Annotated in this window: 11 protein-coding genes; 1 reads left to right on the top strand and 10 read right to left on the bottom strand. The window is 68.2% G+C overall.

The features are described from left to right. Positions 1-40: 40 nt before the first annotated feature. Positions 41-370: a transglycosylase family protein gene (locus AC1RIF_RS24400; protein WP_492603956.1), complete on the top strand. Its 330-nt coding sequence runs from the start codon at positions 41-43 to the stop codon at positions 368-370. 67 nt (positions 371-437) lie between these two features. On the opposite strand, the gene AC1RIF_RS24395 is transcribed toward AC1RIF_RS24400, so the two are convergent. The 10 genes from AC1RIF_RS24395 to trpB all read right to left on the bottom strand — a co-directional run bounded on the left by AC1RIF_RS24395 (position 438) and on the right by trpB (position 16,550). Continuing rightward, complete coding sequence (locus tag AC1RIF_RS24395) at positions 438-2,069, bottom strand: ABC-F family ATP-binding cassette domain-containing protein (RefSeq protein WP_492603955.1); 1,632 nt, start codon at positions 2,067-2,069, stop codon at positions 438-440. A 380-nt stretch (positions 2,070-2,449) separates the two neighbouring features. Then, entirely contained in the window at positions 2,450-4,303 is a 1,854-nt protein-coding gene (locus tag AC1RIF_RS24390) for an ABC transporter ATP-binding protein/permease (RefSeq protein ID WP_492603954.1), read from the bottom strand. Positions 4,304-4,397: 94 nt separating this feature from the next. Then, positions 4,398-5,294, bottom strand: a complete 897-nt coding sequence (locus tag AC1RIF_RS24385; protein ID WP_492603953.1) for an acyl-CoA thioesterase II — start codon at positions 5,292-5,294, stop codon at positions 4,398-4,400. A 15-nt stretch (positions 5,295-5,309) separates the two neighbouring features. Beyond that, on the bottom strand, positions 5,310-6,728 hold the full coding sequence (gene pyk, locus AC1RIF_RS24380; protein ID WP_492603952.1) for a pyruvate kinase: 1,419 nt from the start codon (positions 6,726-6,728) through the stop codon (positions 5,310-5,312). Positions 6,729-6,800: 72 nt separating this feature from the next. Further along, on the bottom strand, positions 6,801-8,306 hold the full coding sequence (locus AC1RIF_RS24375) for a glutamate synthase subunit beta (RefSeq protein ID WP_492603951.1): 1,506 nt from the start codon (positions 8,304-8,306) through the stop codon (positions 6,801-6,803). Beyond that, the gene (gltB, locus tag AC1RIF_RS24370; RefSeq protein WP_492603950.1) at positions 8,299-12,882 is read right to left on the bottom strand and encodes a glutamate synthase large subunit; all 4,584 of its coding nucleotides are present in this window, start codon (positions 12,880-12,882) and stop codon (positions 8,299-8,301) included. The genes AC1RIF_RS24375 and gltB overlap by 8 nt, the downstream gene beginning before the upstream one ends. Positions 12,883-13,151: 269 nt before the next feature. Beyond that, positions 13,152-13,421 (bottom strand): hypothetical protein, encoded by a 270-nt coding sequence (locus AC1RIF_RS24365; RefSeq protein ID WP_492603949.1) that lies wholly within the window; start codon positions 13,419-13,421, stop codon positions 13,152-13,154. After that, a complete protein-coding gene (lgt, locus tag AC1RIF_RS24360; RefSeq protein WP_492604017.1) occupies positions 13,418-14,407 on the bottom strand; it encodes a prolipoprotein diacylglyceryl transferase in 990 nt (329 codons plus the stop codon). The genes AC1RIF_RS24365 and lgt overlap by 4 nt, the downstream gene beginning before the upstream one ends. 5 nt (positions 14,408-14,412) lie before the next feature. After that, positions 14,413-15,216 (bottom strand): tryptophan synthase subunit alpha, encoded by an 804-nt coding sequence (gene trpA, locus AC1RIF_RS24355; protein ID WP_492603948.1) that lies wholly within the window; start codon positions 15,214-15,216, stop codon positions 14,413-14,415. After that, positions 15,213-16,550 carry a tryptophan synthase subunit beta gene (trpB, locus tag AC1RIF_RS24350; RefSeq protein ID WP_492603947.1) on the bottom strand — a complete coding sequence of 446 codons (1,338 nt, stop codon included), beginning with the start codon at positions 16,548-16,550 and terminating at the stop codon, positions 15,213-15,215. Before trpB ends, trpA begins: the two co-directional genes overlap by 4 nt. Between the last annotated feature and the right edge of the window lie 48 nt (positions 16,551-16,598).

Below are 16,598 nucleotides of genomic sequence, written 5' to 3'. Positions count from 1 at the left end.
CCCGGGACCCTCGCCATCCACCACGGAGAGGACATCATTCATGGCTGACATCACCGTCAAGCGCACACTCGGCACCGTTGCCGCCGCCACGGCACTGATCGCCGCACCACTGGCGATGGGCGCCGGCACCGCCAACGCCGCCTCCGGCGACTGGGACGCCGTCGCACAATGCGAGAGCGGCGGCAACTGGAACGCGAACACCGGCAACGGCTACTACGGCGGCCTGCAGTTCAGCGCCGGGACCTGGAACGCCAACGGTGGCTCCGGTATGCCACACCACAATTCGCGCGAGGAGCAGATCCGGGTCGCCGAGAGCGTACTGGCGAGCCAGGGCAGTGGCGCGTGGCCGTCGTGCGGCCAGTACCTGTGAGCCTGAGCGCTTCCACCGAGGACGGGGCTCCTTCACGCCGCCAGCGTGAAGGAGCCCCGTCCTGCGCTCACTCGGGTCGGTTCCCTTCCCGATCCTCGATCGCCAGGTCGTGGAACGCCCCACCACGGTCCAGTTGGAGGACTCTGTCGAGTTTCAGACGCCGGAGAAACGCCGTGTCGTGACTGACGACGAGAACGGCACCTCGATAATCGCGCAGCGCGTCGACGAGCTGATCGACGCTGCGGATGTCGAGGTTGTTGGTCGGTTCGTCGAGGACGAGCAGTTGCGCCGGCGGATCGGACAGGAGGAGCTTCGCCAACGAGACCCGGAAGCGCTCTCCGCCGGAGAGGGTGGACACCGGACGGTCGACGCTGTCACCTCGAACAAGCAAGCGGGCCAGCTGGTTACGGATGGCTCCCGGAGGCATCCCGGGCGCCGCCGCCTGGATGTTGTCGAGGGCACTGGCGTCGTCGTCGAGCCCGTCGAGACGCTGAGGGAGGTACCCGACGCGGTCCGTGAACAAGGTCCCGCCCACGTCACCCGGTCCTGCGGGCCTACCGTGCACCAGCCCCTCGAGCAGGGTCGTCTTGCCGACACCGTTGGGCCCGGTGATCGCGACCCGTTCCGGACCCTGCACCAGGACAGTGCGATTCGTCCCGCGAAGTTCGGTGATCCGGCGACTGCGCGGCACATCCGGGTCCGGCAACTCGAGGTGGATGTGTTCCTCCTCCCGGACACGAGCGGCGGCCACGTCGACTGCCGCTCGGGCTGCCTGCACCTTCGCGTCCAGTCCGGTGCGCATGGCGCCGGCCGATGCCTGCGCCTTGCTCGCGCGGTTTCCCGCCAGGATCTTCGGGATGCCCCCGCTCTGTTGGGTGGTCCGGGCGGTCCGCTCGCGGCGCGCGAGCTTCGTCTCGGCCTCCACCCGTTGCCGCTTCTCGACCTCGAGTGCCTGCTCCGCCGATCGGGCTGCTTGAACCGCCGCGGCCTGCTCACGATCGAGATGCTCGCGCCAGGCGCTGTAGGGCCCGCCGAAGACGGTGACCCGTCCCCCATGGAGCTCGGCAGTGTCGTCCATACGCTCCAGAAGATCCACGTCGTGACTCACGACGAGGAGCGCCCCGGGCCAGGTGTCGATCAGCTCGGCGAATTTCGCGCGGGTCGAGATGTCGAGGTTGTTGGTGGGCTCGTCGAGCATGGTGATCGATGTCCGGCGAAGACGTAGCCCGGTGATCGCAACGAGCATGGCTTCACCACCGGAGATCTGTCCGACACGCCGATCGAGGTCGACTGCGGAGAAGCCGATCTCGCCGAGCGCCTTCGCGGCGCGTGCCTCGACGTCCCAATCGTCGCCGACGGCATCGAAGTGGGTGTCGTCGATCTCTCCGGCCTCGATCGCACGGATCGCGGCAAGCTTGTCGGCGATTCCGAGGAGTGCGGCGATCGTCGTCTGCCGACCGAGCGTGAGGGTCTGTGGAAGATAACCGACGTCGCCCGACGTGGTGACGTGTCCGGACGTGGGTGTGAGCACGCCGGCGATCACCTTCAGCAGCGTCGACTTCCCGGCCCCGTTGTCGCCGACCAGTCCGGTCCGGCCGGAGCCGAAGGTCCCGGACAGTGCGGAGAGCGCGACCGATCCGTCCGGCCACTCGAAGGTGAGGTCTCGCAAGGTGATCGCGGGTTTCATGGACGTTGACATGTTCTGACTCCTTGCATGCAAGGCAATCCGATCGGCATGGCCGCCCGCCGGATCTGCACTGCTCCACAGACCGGGACGGGGACGGCCACGACCGCGCACGGATCGCCGCGTGGCTGACTGTCTCCGATGGTGATCGCCGCGGCAGACCCGGCGGCTCTGGGTGCACGGGGCACACCGACCGGCCGGAGCGGGCGATCGAGAATCCGAGCCACGGGCCGGGGAACCGCCACCGGGCGGTCCGAGGCACGAAGAATGGCCGACTCGTGCGCGTGGATGCGCAGCGCACACGAAGTTGGCCGCCGGGCTCGGCGGCTAGAGTCTGTCGACCTCGATAAGCACGAACGGACCGTATCACCCGCGGCCGTCGGCGGCCGCGGCGGTCAGTTCACCGTCACCGCCGACAGTCGCCAGGGTCCGTCGCCGAGCAGCTCGAGCTGCCGGGTGTGGTGCTGGTCGACGGTGCTCCGGTGGCTGACACTCACGAGCATGCAGTCCGGTACGTGCTCCCGGATCAGGTGGTACAGCGCGAATTCGAGCCCCTCGTCGACCGCCGATGTCGCCTCGTCGAGGAAAGCGACCTGCGGGCGAATCAACACGATGCGGGCGAAGGCAATGCGCTGTTGCTCGCCCGGCGACAGGATCTTCGCCCAGTCCGCCTCCTCGTCCAGACGGCCGACGAGGTTGCCGAGCTGGACGGACCTCAGGGCCTCGACGATCCGTTCCTCGGTCAGGTCGTCCGGGGTCGCCGGATACGCGACAGCGCTGCGCAGATCGCCGAGCGGAAGGTAGGGCAACTGGGACAGGAACAGCGCACCCTGGCCGACCGGGCGGCGCACCCGGCCGTCGACGAACGGCCACATCTCCGCGAGGGCACGCAGCAACGTCGTCTTGCCGCTGCCCGACGGGCCCTTCACGAGCAACGCCTCGCCCGGCTCGAGGTGCACGTCCAGACCGTCGATCAGCAGTCGTCCGTCGGGTGTGCGGACCGACACCCCGTCCAACTCCACCGAGCCGTCGTGGCCCTCGGTGCGCAGTGCCGGCAGCTGCCGGGACTTCTCGTCGGCGTCGAGCAATCCGTTGAGCCGGATCAGGCTGGCCCGATACCCGGCGAACACGTCATACGACTGGCGGAAGAACGACAGGGCGTCCGACACCTGACCGAACGCCTGTGCACTCTGGGTGATGTCGCCGAGGGTGACGGTCCCGGCAATGAACCGTGGGGCCTGGATGACGATCGGGAACACGACGGAGACCTGGCTGACACCGAGGTTGAACCCGTTGAACTTGAGGGTCCGGAATACGATCTGCCACGCGTTGGCGATCACCCCGGCGAACCGGCCGAGCAGGCCCCGTTTCTCGACACCCTCCCCGCGGTAGAAGGCGACGTTCTCGGCGCTGTCACGCAGACGGACGAGGGCGTAGCGGAAGTTCGCGGTCAACCGTTCCTTCAGGAAACTCAGGGCGATCAGCGGCCTGCCGATCCAGAAGGCGATCACGGTGGCGGTCAGGATGTAGACGTAGACGAGCACGACCATCGCCCGCGGAATCTCGACCCCGAGGATCTCCATCGGGCCGGAGAGGTTCCACAGGATCCCGGTGAACGACACCACCGTCACCGCCGAACTCACCATGCCCATCGACAGGGTCTGCGACGTGGTGGCCACCTCGGTGATGTCGGCTTCGATCCGCTGGTCCGGGTTGTCGATGGACCGGTCGATGAACCGTCCGCGGTAGTACGCGCGACCGCCCAGCCAATCGGTGGTGACCCGATCGGTGAGCCACGCGCGCCACAGAATCTCGAGCGCCTGTGCCATGTACTGGGCCAGCAGCGACCGCACCACGTGCACCGTCGCGAGCACGGTGAACACCACGATCGAGCGCCAGAACATCGATTTCGCGTCGTCGAGCATGGCCGGGTCGCCGGCCTCGAGGCCCTGCGCGATCAACTGCAGCGACGTGTACATCTCGTTGCTCTGATACGAGAGCAGCACCATCAGCCGGACGCCCAGGATCGTCAGGAACAGCAACACCACGATCAGCGACCACGGTCGCCAGCTGTCCCGCGTCGAGAAGTAGCGTCCGGTGATTCGCCAGAACTGCCGACCCCATCTGGTGTGCCGCGCGAGCAGGGCACCGATCACCACGAAACAGACCAGTGCGATCGCGAACGCCCTCGACGTCCACAGCAGACTGGCCACGACTTCGTTGTTCCAGTCGATCGATTCGTTTCGCATGAGGCTCCCCCATCAGGGATGGCGTGCCGTGAATCGAGAACCAGAATTCTATCCGCCCCCGCGATTGCCGAGGAGGATCATGGCCGAACCGGGCTCAGCGCCGGGCCGGAAAGTGCCGAATGACGCCTTCCTGCACCACAGTTGCGATCAACTGACCGTCCTGCGCGAAGAAGCGGCCGGTCGCCAGGCCCCGGGATCCGGCCGCTACCGGCGATTCGGTCGCGTACAGCGCCCACTGGTCGAACCGGAACGGACGATGGAACCAGATCGAATGATTGACCGTCGCGGCGACGATACGGTCCAGACCCCACGACAGCCCGTGGGTGGTGAGGATCGAGTCCAACACGGTGGTGTCCGACGAGTACGCCAGCGCCGCGGTGTGCACCCACGGATCGTCCGGCAACTCCCCGTCGGCGCGGATCCACACCCGGTTGTGGTTGAGCCGTTCGCCGGTGCCCTTGAGCACCCACGTCGGGTCGTTGGCGTATCGCATCTCCATCGGCTTGAGCGCGTCGACGAACATCTGCAGCCGGTCCTCGTATCCGACGAGGTGGTCCCCGATCGAGGGCAGAGCCTCCGGACCGGCGACGTCGGGGATGTCGACGCTGTGTTCGAGGCCCGTGCCCCCGTCCTGGAACGCGGCGAACATCGAGAACAGCACGTTGCCGTCCTGGTATGCGGTCACCTGACGGTTCGCGAAGGCTCTCCCGTCGCGATGACGGTCGACGCGGTACTCGATCGGCGCCTTGACGTCACCGCCGCGGATGAAGTGGGCGTTGATCGCGTGGATCGGGCGGTCTCCGTCGACCGTCCGCCCTGCCGCGACCAACGCCTGCGACACCAGCTGGCCGCCGAACGTGCGGCTGCCGACCTGCTCGGGATGCCGACCGAGGTAGGAGTCCTCTCCGATCTGCTCGAGATCCAGCAACGCCAACAGCGTGTCCAGATCGGCGGATCTCGTCGGACGTAATCCTGCCCCCGCGTCGGTCACCCGAGTTGCCCCCTTCTAGTGGTCTTCCTCCCCGATCCGGTGCACGTGGATCAGGTTGGTCGAGCCTACTGTGCCGGGCGGGGAACCGGCGACGATGACCACGAGGTCACCCTTGTTGTAGCGACCGAGCGAGAGCAGCGCGTGGTCGACCTGCGTGAACATCTGATCGGTCGAGGCCACGGCCTCCACCAGGAACGTCTCGGTACCCCACGACAACGCCAACTGGCGGCGCACCGCCTCGAGCGGCGTGAACGCCAGCAACGGAAGCGGCGAATGCAACCGCGCCAACCGGCGGACCGTGTCCCCCGACTGCGTGAACGCCACCAGCGCCTTCGCATCCAGACGCTCACCGATATCACGGGCACCGTAGGAGATGACACCACGCTTGGTCCGCGGCACGTGCGTCAGCGGCGGCACCCGCGCCGGATCGGTCTCGACGGCCTGGAGGATCCGGGCCATCGTCTGCACCGTCTCCATCACGTACTTACCCACCGACGTCTCACCCGAGAGCATCACCGCGTCCGCGCCGTCGAGCACCGCGTTCGCCACATCCGACGCCTCGGCACGGGTGGGCCGCGAGTTCTCGATCATCGATTCGAGCATCTGCGTCGCCACGATCACCGGCTTCGCGTTCTCCCGCGCGATCTGGATCGCCCGCTTCTGCACCAACGGCACCTGCTCGAGCGGCAACTCCACACCCAGGTCGCCGCGCGCCACCATCACCGCATCGAACGCCAGCACGACCGCCTCGAGGTTCTCGATGGCCTCGGGCTTCTCGAGCTTCGCGATCACCGGGACACGACGGCCGACACGATCCATCACCGCGTGCACCAACTCGACATCCGCCGGCGAACGCACGAACGACAACGCGATGAAATCGACACCCAGGGACAACGCAAACTCGAGGTCCTCGATGTCCTTCTCGGACATCGCCGGCACCGACACGTTCATCCCGGGCAGCGACACACCCTTGTTGTTGGACACCGGACCGCCCTCGGTGACCCGGCACACCACGTCGTCGCCCTCGACGGCCTCGACCACCAGGCCGACCTTGCCGTCGTCGACGAGTAACCGGTCCCCGGGCTGCGCGTCCTGCGCGAGCTGCTTGTACGTGGTCGAGACGCGGTCGTGGGTGCCCTCGCAGTCCTCGACCGTGATCCGGATCTGCTCCCCGGTCTCCCAGTACGTCTTCCCCTCGACGAACCGGCCCAGACGAATCTTCGGGCCCTGCAGGTCGGCCAGGATGCCGACCGCACGCCCCGTCGCCTCGGACGCCGCACGCACCCGCCGATAGTTGTCCTCGTGATCGGAATGATCACCGTGACTGAAGTTCAGTCGCGCTACGTCCATCCCGCTCTCGACGAGCTCACGTACGCGGTCGCCAGAGGCAGTCGCAGGGCCAAGTGTGCAGACAATCTTCGTACGTCGGGTCACGAGGAAAGCCTAGTCAATGTGAGGAACGAACTCTATTTGGCAGGAGAACGCACGGTGACGACCGGGTGAGCGTCAGACGACGGTGAGCGGCAGCGCCGTCGGATGGACGGGGGCGGGCAGTTCCGAACTGCCGGTCAGGTAGGCGTCGACGCCCCGCGCAGCGGACCGCCCTTCCGCGATGGCCCACACCACCAGGGACGCCCCGCGGTGCGCGTCGCCGCACACGAAGACGCCGGGAGTCGCGGTCTGCCAATCGGATCCGCACGAGAGCGAACCTCGCCGGTTGGTTACGAGATCGAGATCGTCGAGCAGCGGACCATGTTCGGCCCCCTCGAAGCCGATCGCGAAAAGAGCTAGGTCGCAGGGCAGTTCGATCTCCTCACCGACCGGAACGATCATCCTTCTGCCCGAATCGTCCCGGCCCAGACGCACCTCGGCGAGGATCATCGACCGCACGTGCCCGTCGGCATCGCCGAGGAAACGCTGGACCGCGACCTCGTAACGGCGTACCCCACCCTCCGCGTGCGCCGGGGATGTGCGCAGCACCATCGGCCAGGCCGGCCACGGAGTGGAGGATTCGTCCCGTTCGGCCGGCAGTGCCGGATGATAGTCGAGCTGGGTGACGGACAGCGCACCCTGTCGGTGTGCGGTCCCGAGGCAGTCGGCCCCGGTGTCGCCGCCACCGATGATCACGACATGCCTGCCGCGCGCGTTGATCGACGTCGGACCGTCGCCCTCGCACTCGTGATTGGAGGCGACGAGGTACTCCATCGCCAGGTGCACGCCGTCCAGGTCGCGGCCGACGACGTCGCGGTTGTCGCGCGCCTGCAGGGCGCCCGTCGCGAGCACGACCGCCTCGTACCGTTCCCGCAGTGCGGACACCGACAGATCGATGCCCACCTCGACCTCGGTGACGAAATGTGTTCCCTCCACTCGCATCTGAGTGAGCCGCTGGTCCACCACCGACTTCTCGAGCTTGAACTCGGGAATCCCGTACCGCAGCAGGCCTCCGAGTCGGTCGTCTCGTTCGTACACGGTCACTTCGTGCCCTACACGGGTAAGTTGTTGCGCCGCAGCGAGTCCTGCGGGACCCGAGCCTACGACGGCAATGTGCCTGCCGCTCCCGACCGCCGGCAGGACTGGCCCCACCGCACCCTTCTCCCAGGCGGCGTCGGCGATCGCCTGCTCGATCCTCTTGATCGTGACGCTGCCGGTGGTGTGGGTGTCGGCGAGCGAGAGGACGCAGGCGGCCTCGCAGGGCGCCGGACACACCCGTCCGGTGAACTCGGGGAAGTTGTTGGTCGCGTGCAACCGTTCCGCGGCCGCGCCCCAGCGACCGCGGCGCACCAGGTCGTTCCATTCGGGAATCAGGTTCCCCAGCGGGCACCCGGCACTGCCGGAGTGACAGAACGGAATGCCGCAGTCCATGCACCGTGTGGCCTGCTCGGAGACCTCCCGCGCACGGTCCTCGGCCGACTGCGGCTCGTACACTTCACGCCAGTCGTGGACACGTTCCTCCACGGGGCGCTTGCGCGCCTCCTGCTTGGTGACGTGTAGGAAACCTTGCGGATCAGCCACGTGCCGCCTCCATGATCGCGGTGTCGACGTCCAACCCCTCGGCCCGTGCCATCCGGGTCGCCTCGAGCACCCGCTGGTAGTCGACGGGCATCACCTTCGTGAACAGTGCCGACCGTCGCGGCCAGTCGGCGAGCACCGACGCCGCCACCGCGGACCCCGTCCATCGCAGGTGCTGTTCCACCACCACGCGCAGCCACTGCAGATCGTCACCGTTCGGTGGCTGCAACGTCACCATCGCCGTGTTGATCTTCGACAGGTCGGCGTCCAGGAGGAAGGCGATCCCGCCCGACATGCCCGCGGCGAGGTTCCGGCCGATCGGCCCGAGCACCACGACCCGGCCCCCGGTCATGTACTCGCACGCGTGATCGCCGACGCCCTCGGCGACGGCGACGGCCCCCGAGTTGCGCACACAGAAGCGCTCGCCCACCCGGCCACGGAAGTACGCGTCACCGGCCGTCGCGCCGTAGAGCAGCGTGTTGCCCGCGATCACCTGCGTCTCCGGCAGGAACAGCACGTCGTCCGCCGGCCGGACCACGATCCGGCCGCCGGAGAGCCCCTTGCCGACGTAGTCGTTGGCGTCGCCGACGAGGTCGATCGTGATTCCCGGCGGCAGGAACGCACCCAACGATTGACCGGCGGATCCCTCCAACTGCACCCGGACGGTGTCGTCCGGCAGACCTGCGGCACCGTAGCGGCGGGTCACCTCCGACCCCAGCAGCGTCCCGACGGTCCGGTTGACGTTGCGCACCGGCAGTTCCAGCCGCACCGGCAGCGCGTCCTCGAGTGCCCCCTCGGCCAGTTGGATGAGCGTGCGGTCCAGCGCCAGATCGAGTCCGTGGTCCTGCGCCCGCACGCACCGCCGCTGCGGAACGCCCACACCGGACTGCGGCTCGGTCGTGGCGAAGATCGGGCTCAGGTCCAGGCCCCGGCTCTTCCAGTGCGCCACCCCGGAGGCGGTCTCGAGAACCTCCGGATGCCCCACCGCCTCGTCCACGCTACGGAAGCCGAGGTCGGCGAGATGCCGGCGCACACCCTCGGCCACGAACCGGAAGAAGTCCGCGACGAACTCCGGTCTGCCGGTGAACCTCTTGCGCAACTCGGGATTCTGCGTCGCCACACCCACCGGGCAGGTGTCGAGGTGGCACACCCGCATCATGATGCAGCCCGCCGCGATCAACGGCGCCGTGGAGAATCCGTACTCCTCCGCGCCGAGCAGCATCGCCACGACCACGTCCCGCGCGGTGCGCAGACCACCGTCGCACTGCATCGTGATCCGGTCGCGCAATCCGTTGAGCACCAACGTCTGCTGCGCGTCGGCGAGCCCGATCTCCCACGGCAGCCCGGCGTGCTCGAGCGACGTCAACGGCGACGCCCCGGTGCCGCCGTCGTGACCGGAGATCAGCACGACGTCGGCGTGCGCCTTGCTCACGCCGGCGGCGACCGTGCCGACACCGACCGAGCTGACCAGCTTGACGTGTATCCGGGCCTGCTCGTTCGCGTTCTTGAGATCGTGGATCAGCTGGGCGAGATCCTCGATCGAGTAGATGTCGTGGTGCGGCGGGGGCGAGATCAGGCCCACGCCGGGCGTCGAGTGCCGCGTCCGCGCGATCCACGGATACACCTTGTAGGCGGGCAACTGACCGCCCTCCCCCGGCTTGGCGCCCTGCGCCATCTTGATCTGCACGTCGGTCGCGTTCACGAGATAGTCGCTGGTCACGCCGAATCGCCCGCTCGCGACTTGCTTGACGGCGCTGCGCCGCTGCGGATCGTGCAGCCGGTCGGCGTCCTCACCGCCCTCGCCGGAGTTCGACCGCCCGCCGATCCGGTTCATCGCGACGGCGATGGTCTCGTGCGCCTCCGCCGAGATCGAGCCGTAACTCATGGCGCCGGTGTTGAACCGGGTGAAGATAGACTCGGCCGGTTCCACCTCGTCGAGTGGGACGGGCGGGCGCAGTCCTCGACGGAACTCGAACAGCCCGCGCAGGGTGCCTCCCTCCGCCGAGAGCCGGTCCACCTCCGCGCTGTATCGCTCGAACACGTCGGCCCGTCCGGTCCGGGTCGCGTGCTGGAGCAGGAACACGGTCTCCGGTGTGAACAGGTGCAGTTCACCGTCGCGGCGGTACTGGTAGATGCCGCCCACATCGAGGCGGCGATGGACCTGCGCCGACGGGCTCTCCGGGTACGCCAGCCGATGGCGCAGCTCCACCTCCCGTGCCAGTACGTCCAGACCCACCCCGCCGAGCCGGCTGACCGTGCCGGTGAAGTACTCGTCGACCACGTCGCGCGATAGACCGATTGCCTCGAAAACCTGTGCAGCAGTGTACGACCCGACGGTGGAGATTCCCATCTTCGACATCACCTTCAGCACGCCCTTGCCGAGGGCTGTGAGGTAGTTACGCACCGCCACCGAGGATTCCACACCGGTCAACTCGCCCTCGGCGACGAGATCCTCGATCGTCTCCATCGCGAGATACGGGTTGACCGCCGCCGCCCCGAATCCGATGAGCAACGCCATGTGGTGCACCTCGCGGGCGTCACCCGTCTCGACCACCAGCGCCACCTTCGTACGCTCTTTGGTGCGCACCAGGTGGTGGTGAACCGCCGACACCGCGAGCAGCGACGGGATCGGCGCCCGCAGGTGATCGGAGTCACGATCGGAGATCACCAGTGTCCGAGAGCCGTTCGCAATCGCGGCGCTGGCCGCCGCCCGCAGGTCCTCGATCGCCTCGGCCATGCCCGCGCCGCCGCTGTCGGCGCTGTAGAGCGCGCGCAGGACGGTCGCTGCGAACCCCGGGCAGTCGCCGTCGGCGTTGATGTCGATGATCTTGCCGAGTTCGTCGTTGTCGAGGACCGGCCACGACAGCACGAGCTGACGACACGACGCCGCCGTCGGTTGGAGGAGATTCTGTTCCGGGCCCATCACCCGGCGCAGTGACGTGACGATCTCCTCCCGGATCGCGTCCAGCGGCGGGTTGGTGACCTGCGCGAACAACTCGACGAAGTAGTCGTACAGCAGCCGTGGACGCTGCGAGAGCACCGCCACCGGGGTGTCGGTGCCCATCGACCCGAGAGGTTCGCCGCCGGACGCCGCCATCGGCGCGAGCAGGACGCGTTCCTCCTCCTCGGTGTACCCGAACGCCTGCTGCCGTCGTACCACCGACTCGTGGTCGTGCGGGATGCGGCCCCGGCTCGGGAGCGCACGCAACTCGAGCAGTCCGGCATGGAGCCACTCCCGGTACGGCTGCCGGGACGCGAGCTCCGCCTTGATCTCGTCGTCGGGCACGATCCGCCCGGCCGCGGTGTCGACCAGGAACATCTCTCCCGGCTCGAGGCGACCCTTGGCGATCACATCCGATTGGGGTATGGGCAGAACACCGCTCTCGCTCGCGAGCACGATGCGCCCGTCGCTGGTGTGCCACCACCGGCCCGGCCGGAGCCCGTTGCGGTCGAGGACCGCGCCCACGACTGTGCCGTCGGTGAACGTCATGCAGGCCGGGCCGTCCCACGGCTCCATCAACGACGCGTGGAACTGGTAGAACGCGCGGAGATCGTCACCCAGCGCCGTGTGGTTCTCCCACGCCTCCGGGATCATCATCGACACCGCGTGCGGCAGCGACCGGCCACCCAGGTGCAGCAACTCGAGGACCTCGTCGAACGACGCGGAGTCCGAGGCGTCGGGCGTGCAGATCGGATAGAGCCGTTCGAGAGCGCCCGGAATGACGTCACTGTGGAGCATCGCCTCCCGCGAGCGCATCCGGTTCCGGTTCCCACGCACGGTGTTGATCTCCCCGTTGTGCGCGACGTACCGGAACGGGTGCGCCAACGGCCAGGACGGGAACGTGTTGGTCGAGAATCGGCTGTGTACGACGGCGATCGCGCTCGTGATCCGGCGGTCCCGCAAATCGGAGAAGTACAACGCCAACTGGGCGGTCGTCAACATTCCCTTGAACGTCATCGTCCGACTCGACAGCGACGGAAAGTACACACCCGTGCCGGCCTGCTCGATCTCCGGTGTCACCGACTCCGCGCGCTTGCGCAGCCCGTACACCCGACGATCCAACTCGATCCCGGCCGGTCGGACGCCGTCGATCGGCGGTGCGGACACGAACAGGAACGTCATGTGCGGCATGCAGGACCGGGCCGTCGCACCGATGTCGGCACCGATCGGGTCCACGCGGAGCTCGTGCCAACCGAGGATCTCGACGTCCTCGCGGTCCGCGATGGTCGCCACCCGGCGGCGCGCCTCCGCACGCCGACCGGGATCCGCGGGCAGGAAGCAGATGCCGGCCGCGAACGACGCGGCACCGTCCGCCGACGACGACGGCAAGTCGAAATCGACCAGCTCGCGGAGGAAGTCGACCGGCAGCTGGATGAGGATTCCCGCGCCGTCACCGCTGTTGACCTCGGCGCCCGCGGCCCCACGATGCTCGAGGTTCTCGAGGGCGAGCAGCGCGTCCGCGACGATCGCGTGCGATCGGCGACCTCGGACGTCGGCGACCATCGCAACCCCGCACGAGTCCGATTCACGGTCGGGAACATAGAGGCCACCGGAATCGGGTTGCCGAGAGAACAGCACCGAACACCTCCACACCGGCCGCGGAAGTCTTCGACCGCGACCACCTGTTCGCGCATCACGCACTTCTCGGGGCGACTCCCTCATAGGAGTCGCCGACTACGGGCGCTGACTGCGTTGATCGGGGTCCACCGGCATTGCTGTCGACCCGTGAAGGTTGCCGAGTTCCACACCCGGCCGGGCCAGTTTACCGCGCCATGGCCACCCGAAGCGATGCCGAAAACGCACGCCGCCCGCGCCGATATCGGCGCGGGCGGCGGCGGTCGAGTACGTCAGGTGCGGTCGGCCTCGGACGGCGCGGGATCGCCCGGCGGGGGTGGGTAGCTCGGCCCGGCGCCCCAGCCCGGACCGTTGCCGACCCCGGAAAACGTGTCCCAGCCCGGTCCGGCCGCTCCGCTGCCGGACGGCGGCACGGCCGAGGTGCCCGACGTCGACTCCGTCATGGATGCGTCGGCCGTCGCGTCGTAGTCGAAGGCCGCGCCGAACTCGGGCGACCCGCCGGGTTCGACGGACTGGTCGTCACGCTCGGTGGGTTCGGTCATTTCTTCTCCCTTCCGCTGTCGGTGCGGTCACCGCGATCACTGTCGGCGTCGACGGGACCCGGGACGGAGTCGTCGCCGACTGCGGGCGCCGCGACGCCGACCGTTCCGTCGCTACCGTGGCCGCGCGGCTGCAGATCCTCCGGATTCTCCCGACCCTTCTTCGCGAGCACGAAGTAGGCGACGGCACCGACGAAGACGATCGCCGACGTGAACGAGTTCACCCGGATGCCCAGGATCTCGGACGCGTGATCCGACCGCATCAGCTCGATCCAGAAGCGGCCCGCACAGTATCCCGCCACGTAGAGCGCGAACAGTCGGCCGTGACCGATCTTGAACCTGCGGTCCACCACGACGAGCAGCACGACGATCAGCAGATTCCACACCAGTTCGTAGAGGAACGTGGGGTGAACCACCTGCAGCACGACACCGTTGGATACACCGTCGAGTGTGTCGACCCGGCCCGCGGCGTCCGTGCGCTCGTAGATCTCGAGCCCCCACGGGACCGTCGTCTCGCGGCCGTAGAGCTCCTGGTTGAACCAGTTACCGAGACGACCGATGGCCTGCGCCAGGATGATGCCCGGCGCGATCGCGTCGCCCAACGCCGGCAGCGGGATCCCCCGGCGTCGGCAGCCGATCCAGGCGCCGACGGCACCGAGCGCCACCGCACCCCAGATACCGAGGCCGCCCTGCCAGATCTTCAGCGCGTCGACAGGGTTCCCGCCGTCACCGAAGTACGTCGGCCAGTCCGTGAGGACGTGATACAGCCGGCCACCGATCAGACCGAACGGCACCGCCCAGACGGCGATGTCGAGGACCGTGCCCTTCTCGCCGCCGCGCGCCACCCAGCGCCGATCGCCCCACACGATCGCCACGACGATGCCGGCGATGATGCAGAGCGCGTACGCACGCAGGGCCAGCGGACCGAGATGCCACACCCCCTGCGGTGGGCTGGGGATGTACGCGAGGAGTTGCGTCGAAGTCGCTATCGGAGTCACGGGGCCACGGTAGCCGAGCGCACGCCCTCCGCGAGTTCCGTGGTGAGTGCGCGGACCGCGCCCAGGCCCTGCTCCACCGCGGAGACGATCGCGGATCCGACGATGACAGCGTCCGCGTACGCCGCGATCTCGGCGGCCTGCGCACCCGACCGGACGCCGAGTCCGACACCGACCGGGATGTCCGAGTGGGCACGGATCCGGGCGGTGAGCTCCGGCGCCATCGACGACACCGCGTCACGCGCACCGGTCACACCCATCGTCGACGCCGCGTAGATGAACCCGCTGCTCGCCTCGAGGGTCATCGCCAACCGCTCCTCGGTGGAGGACGGCGCGACGAGGAAGATCCGATCCAGGTGGTGCGCCTCGGAGGCCTCCATCCATTCACCGGCCTCCTCGGGGATCAGGTTCGGGGTGATCAGGCCGAGGCCACCCGCGCTCGCGAGATCGCGGGAGAACCTGTCCACGCCGTACTGCAGCACCGGGTTCCAGTACGTCATGACGACCGCGTTGCCACCCACCGACGCGATCTGCTCGACGACGGTGAACACGTCGCGCACCCGCACGCCGTTGCGCAGCGCGGTCTCGGCGGCCGTCTGGATGGTCGGTCCGTCCATCACCGGATCGGAGTACGCGATGCCGACCTCGATGATGTCGCAACCGGCGTCCACCATCGTCTTGAAGACGTCGATCGACGTGGCGACGTCCGGGTAGCCGGCCGGCAGGTAACCGACGAGTGCGGCGCGCTCCTCCTCACGGCACTTCGCGAACGTGGGTGCCAGGCGTGAGTCTCGTTGGGTCACTTGGCCGTACCTTCCTTGCTCGAATCGGCGGTGGCATCAGCGGCGCCGCCGGCGGTATCGGTGTCGTTGTCGAACAGACCGAACCACTGCGCGGCGGTGTCCATGTCCTTGTCGCCACGGCCGGACAGGCTGACGACGATGATCGCGCCGTCGCCCAGTTCACGACCCAGCTTCAGCGCGCCCGCGACCGCGTGCGCCGACTCGATCGCCGGGATGATGCCCTCGCGCCGCGACAGCAGCAACAGCGCGTCCATCGCCTCGGCGTCGGTGACGGGCTCGTAGGACGCCCGTCCGGTGTCTTTCAGGTAGGCGTGCTCGGGTCCCACACCCGGGTAGTCGAGACCGGCCGAGATCGAGTGCGACTCGATGGTCTGACCGTCCTCGTCCTGCAGCAGGTACGAGTACGCGCCCTGGAACGCGCCCGGGGTGCCGCCCGCGAAGGTGGCGGCATGCCGACCGGTCTCGACGCCGTCACCGGCCGCCTCGTAACCCACCAGCTTGACCGTCGGATCGTCGATGAACGCGTGGAAGATGCCGATCGCGTTGGAGCCGCCACCGACACACGCCACGACGGCGTCCGGCAGACGGCCCGTCAGCGCCTGCACCTGGGCGCGGGCCTCGATCCCCACGATGCGCTGGAAGTCGCGCACGATCATGGGGAACGGGTGCGGTCCGGCCGCGGTACCGAAGCAGTAGTAGGTCCGATCGGCGTTGGTGACCCAGTCCCGCAGCGCCTCGTTGATCGCGTCCTTCAACGTCGCCGAACCGGTCTCGACGGACACGACCTCGGCGCCCAGCAGGCGCATGCGGGCCACGTTGAGCGCCTGACGACGCGTGTCGACCGCCCCCATGTAGACGATGCACTCGAGACCGAGCAGCGCGCACGCCGTCGCGGTGGCGACACCGTGCTGACCGGCGCCGGTCTCGGCGATGACACGGGTCTTACCCATGCGCTTGGCGAGCAGCACCTGCCCGAGCACATTGTTGATCTTGTGGGATCCGGTGTGGTTGAGATCTTCCCGCTTGAGCACGATGCGGGCACCACCGGCGGCCTCGCGCATGCGGGTGGCCTCGAAGACCGGCGACGGGCGTCCGGTGTAGTCGCGCTGCAGCCGATCCAGCTCGTCCAGGAACGAGTCGTCCCCGCGGGCCTTGTCGTACTCGGCGGTGACCTCCTCGATCACCGCCATGAGCGCCTCGGGGACGTGACGCCCGCCGTACACGCCCCAGTGGCCGCCGGGATCGGGCTCATGGGTGGAGCGCTCGGTCAGACCGGCGCTGGCGGGGGGCAGATTCCCGCCCTTGGAGACGAGGGCCTCATTGCGTGAACTCACGTCCCCAGTCTGCCCCAACCCCGACGAGAACGAGTGGTCGGGTCCGCC

This window comes from Prescottella sp. GW823-FHT02E09 (genome assembly GCF_058797375.1).
This window is presented reverse-complemented; position numbering and strand designations above follow the sequence as displayed.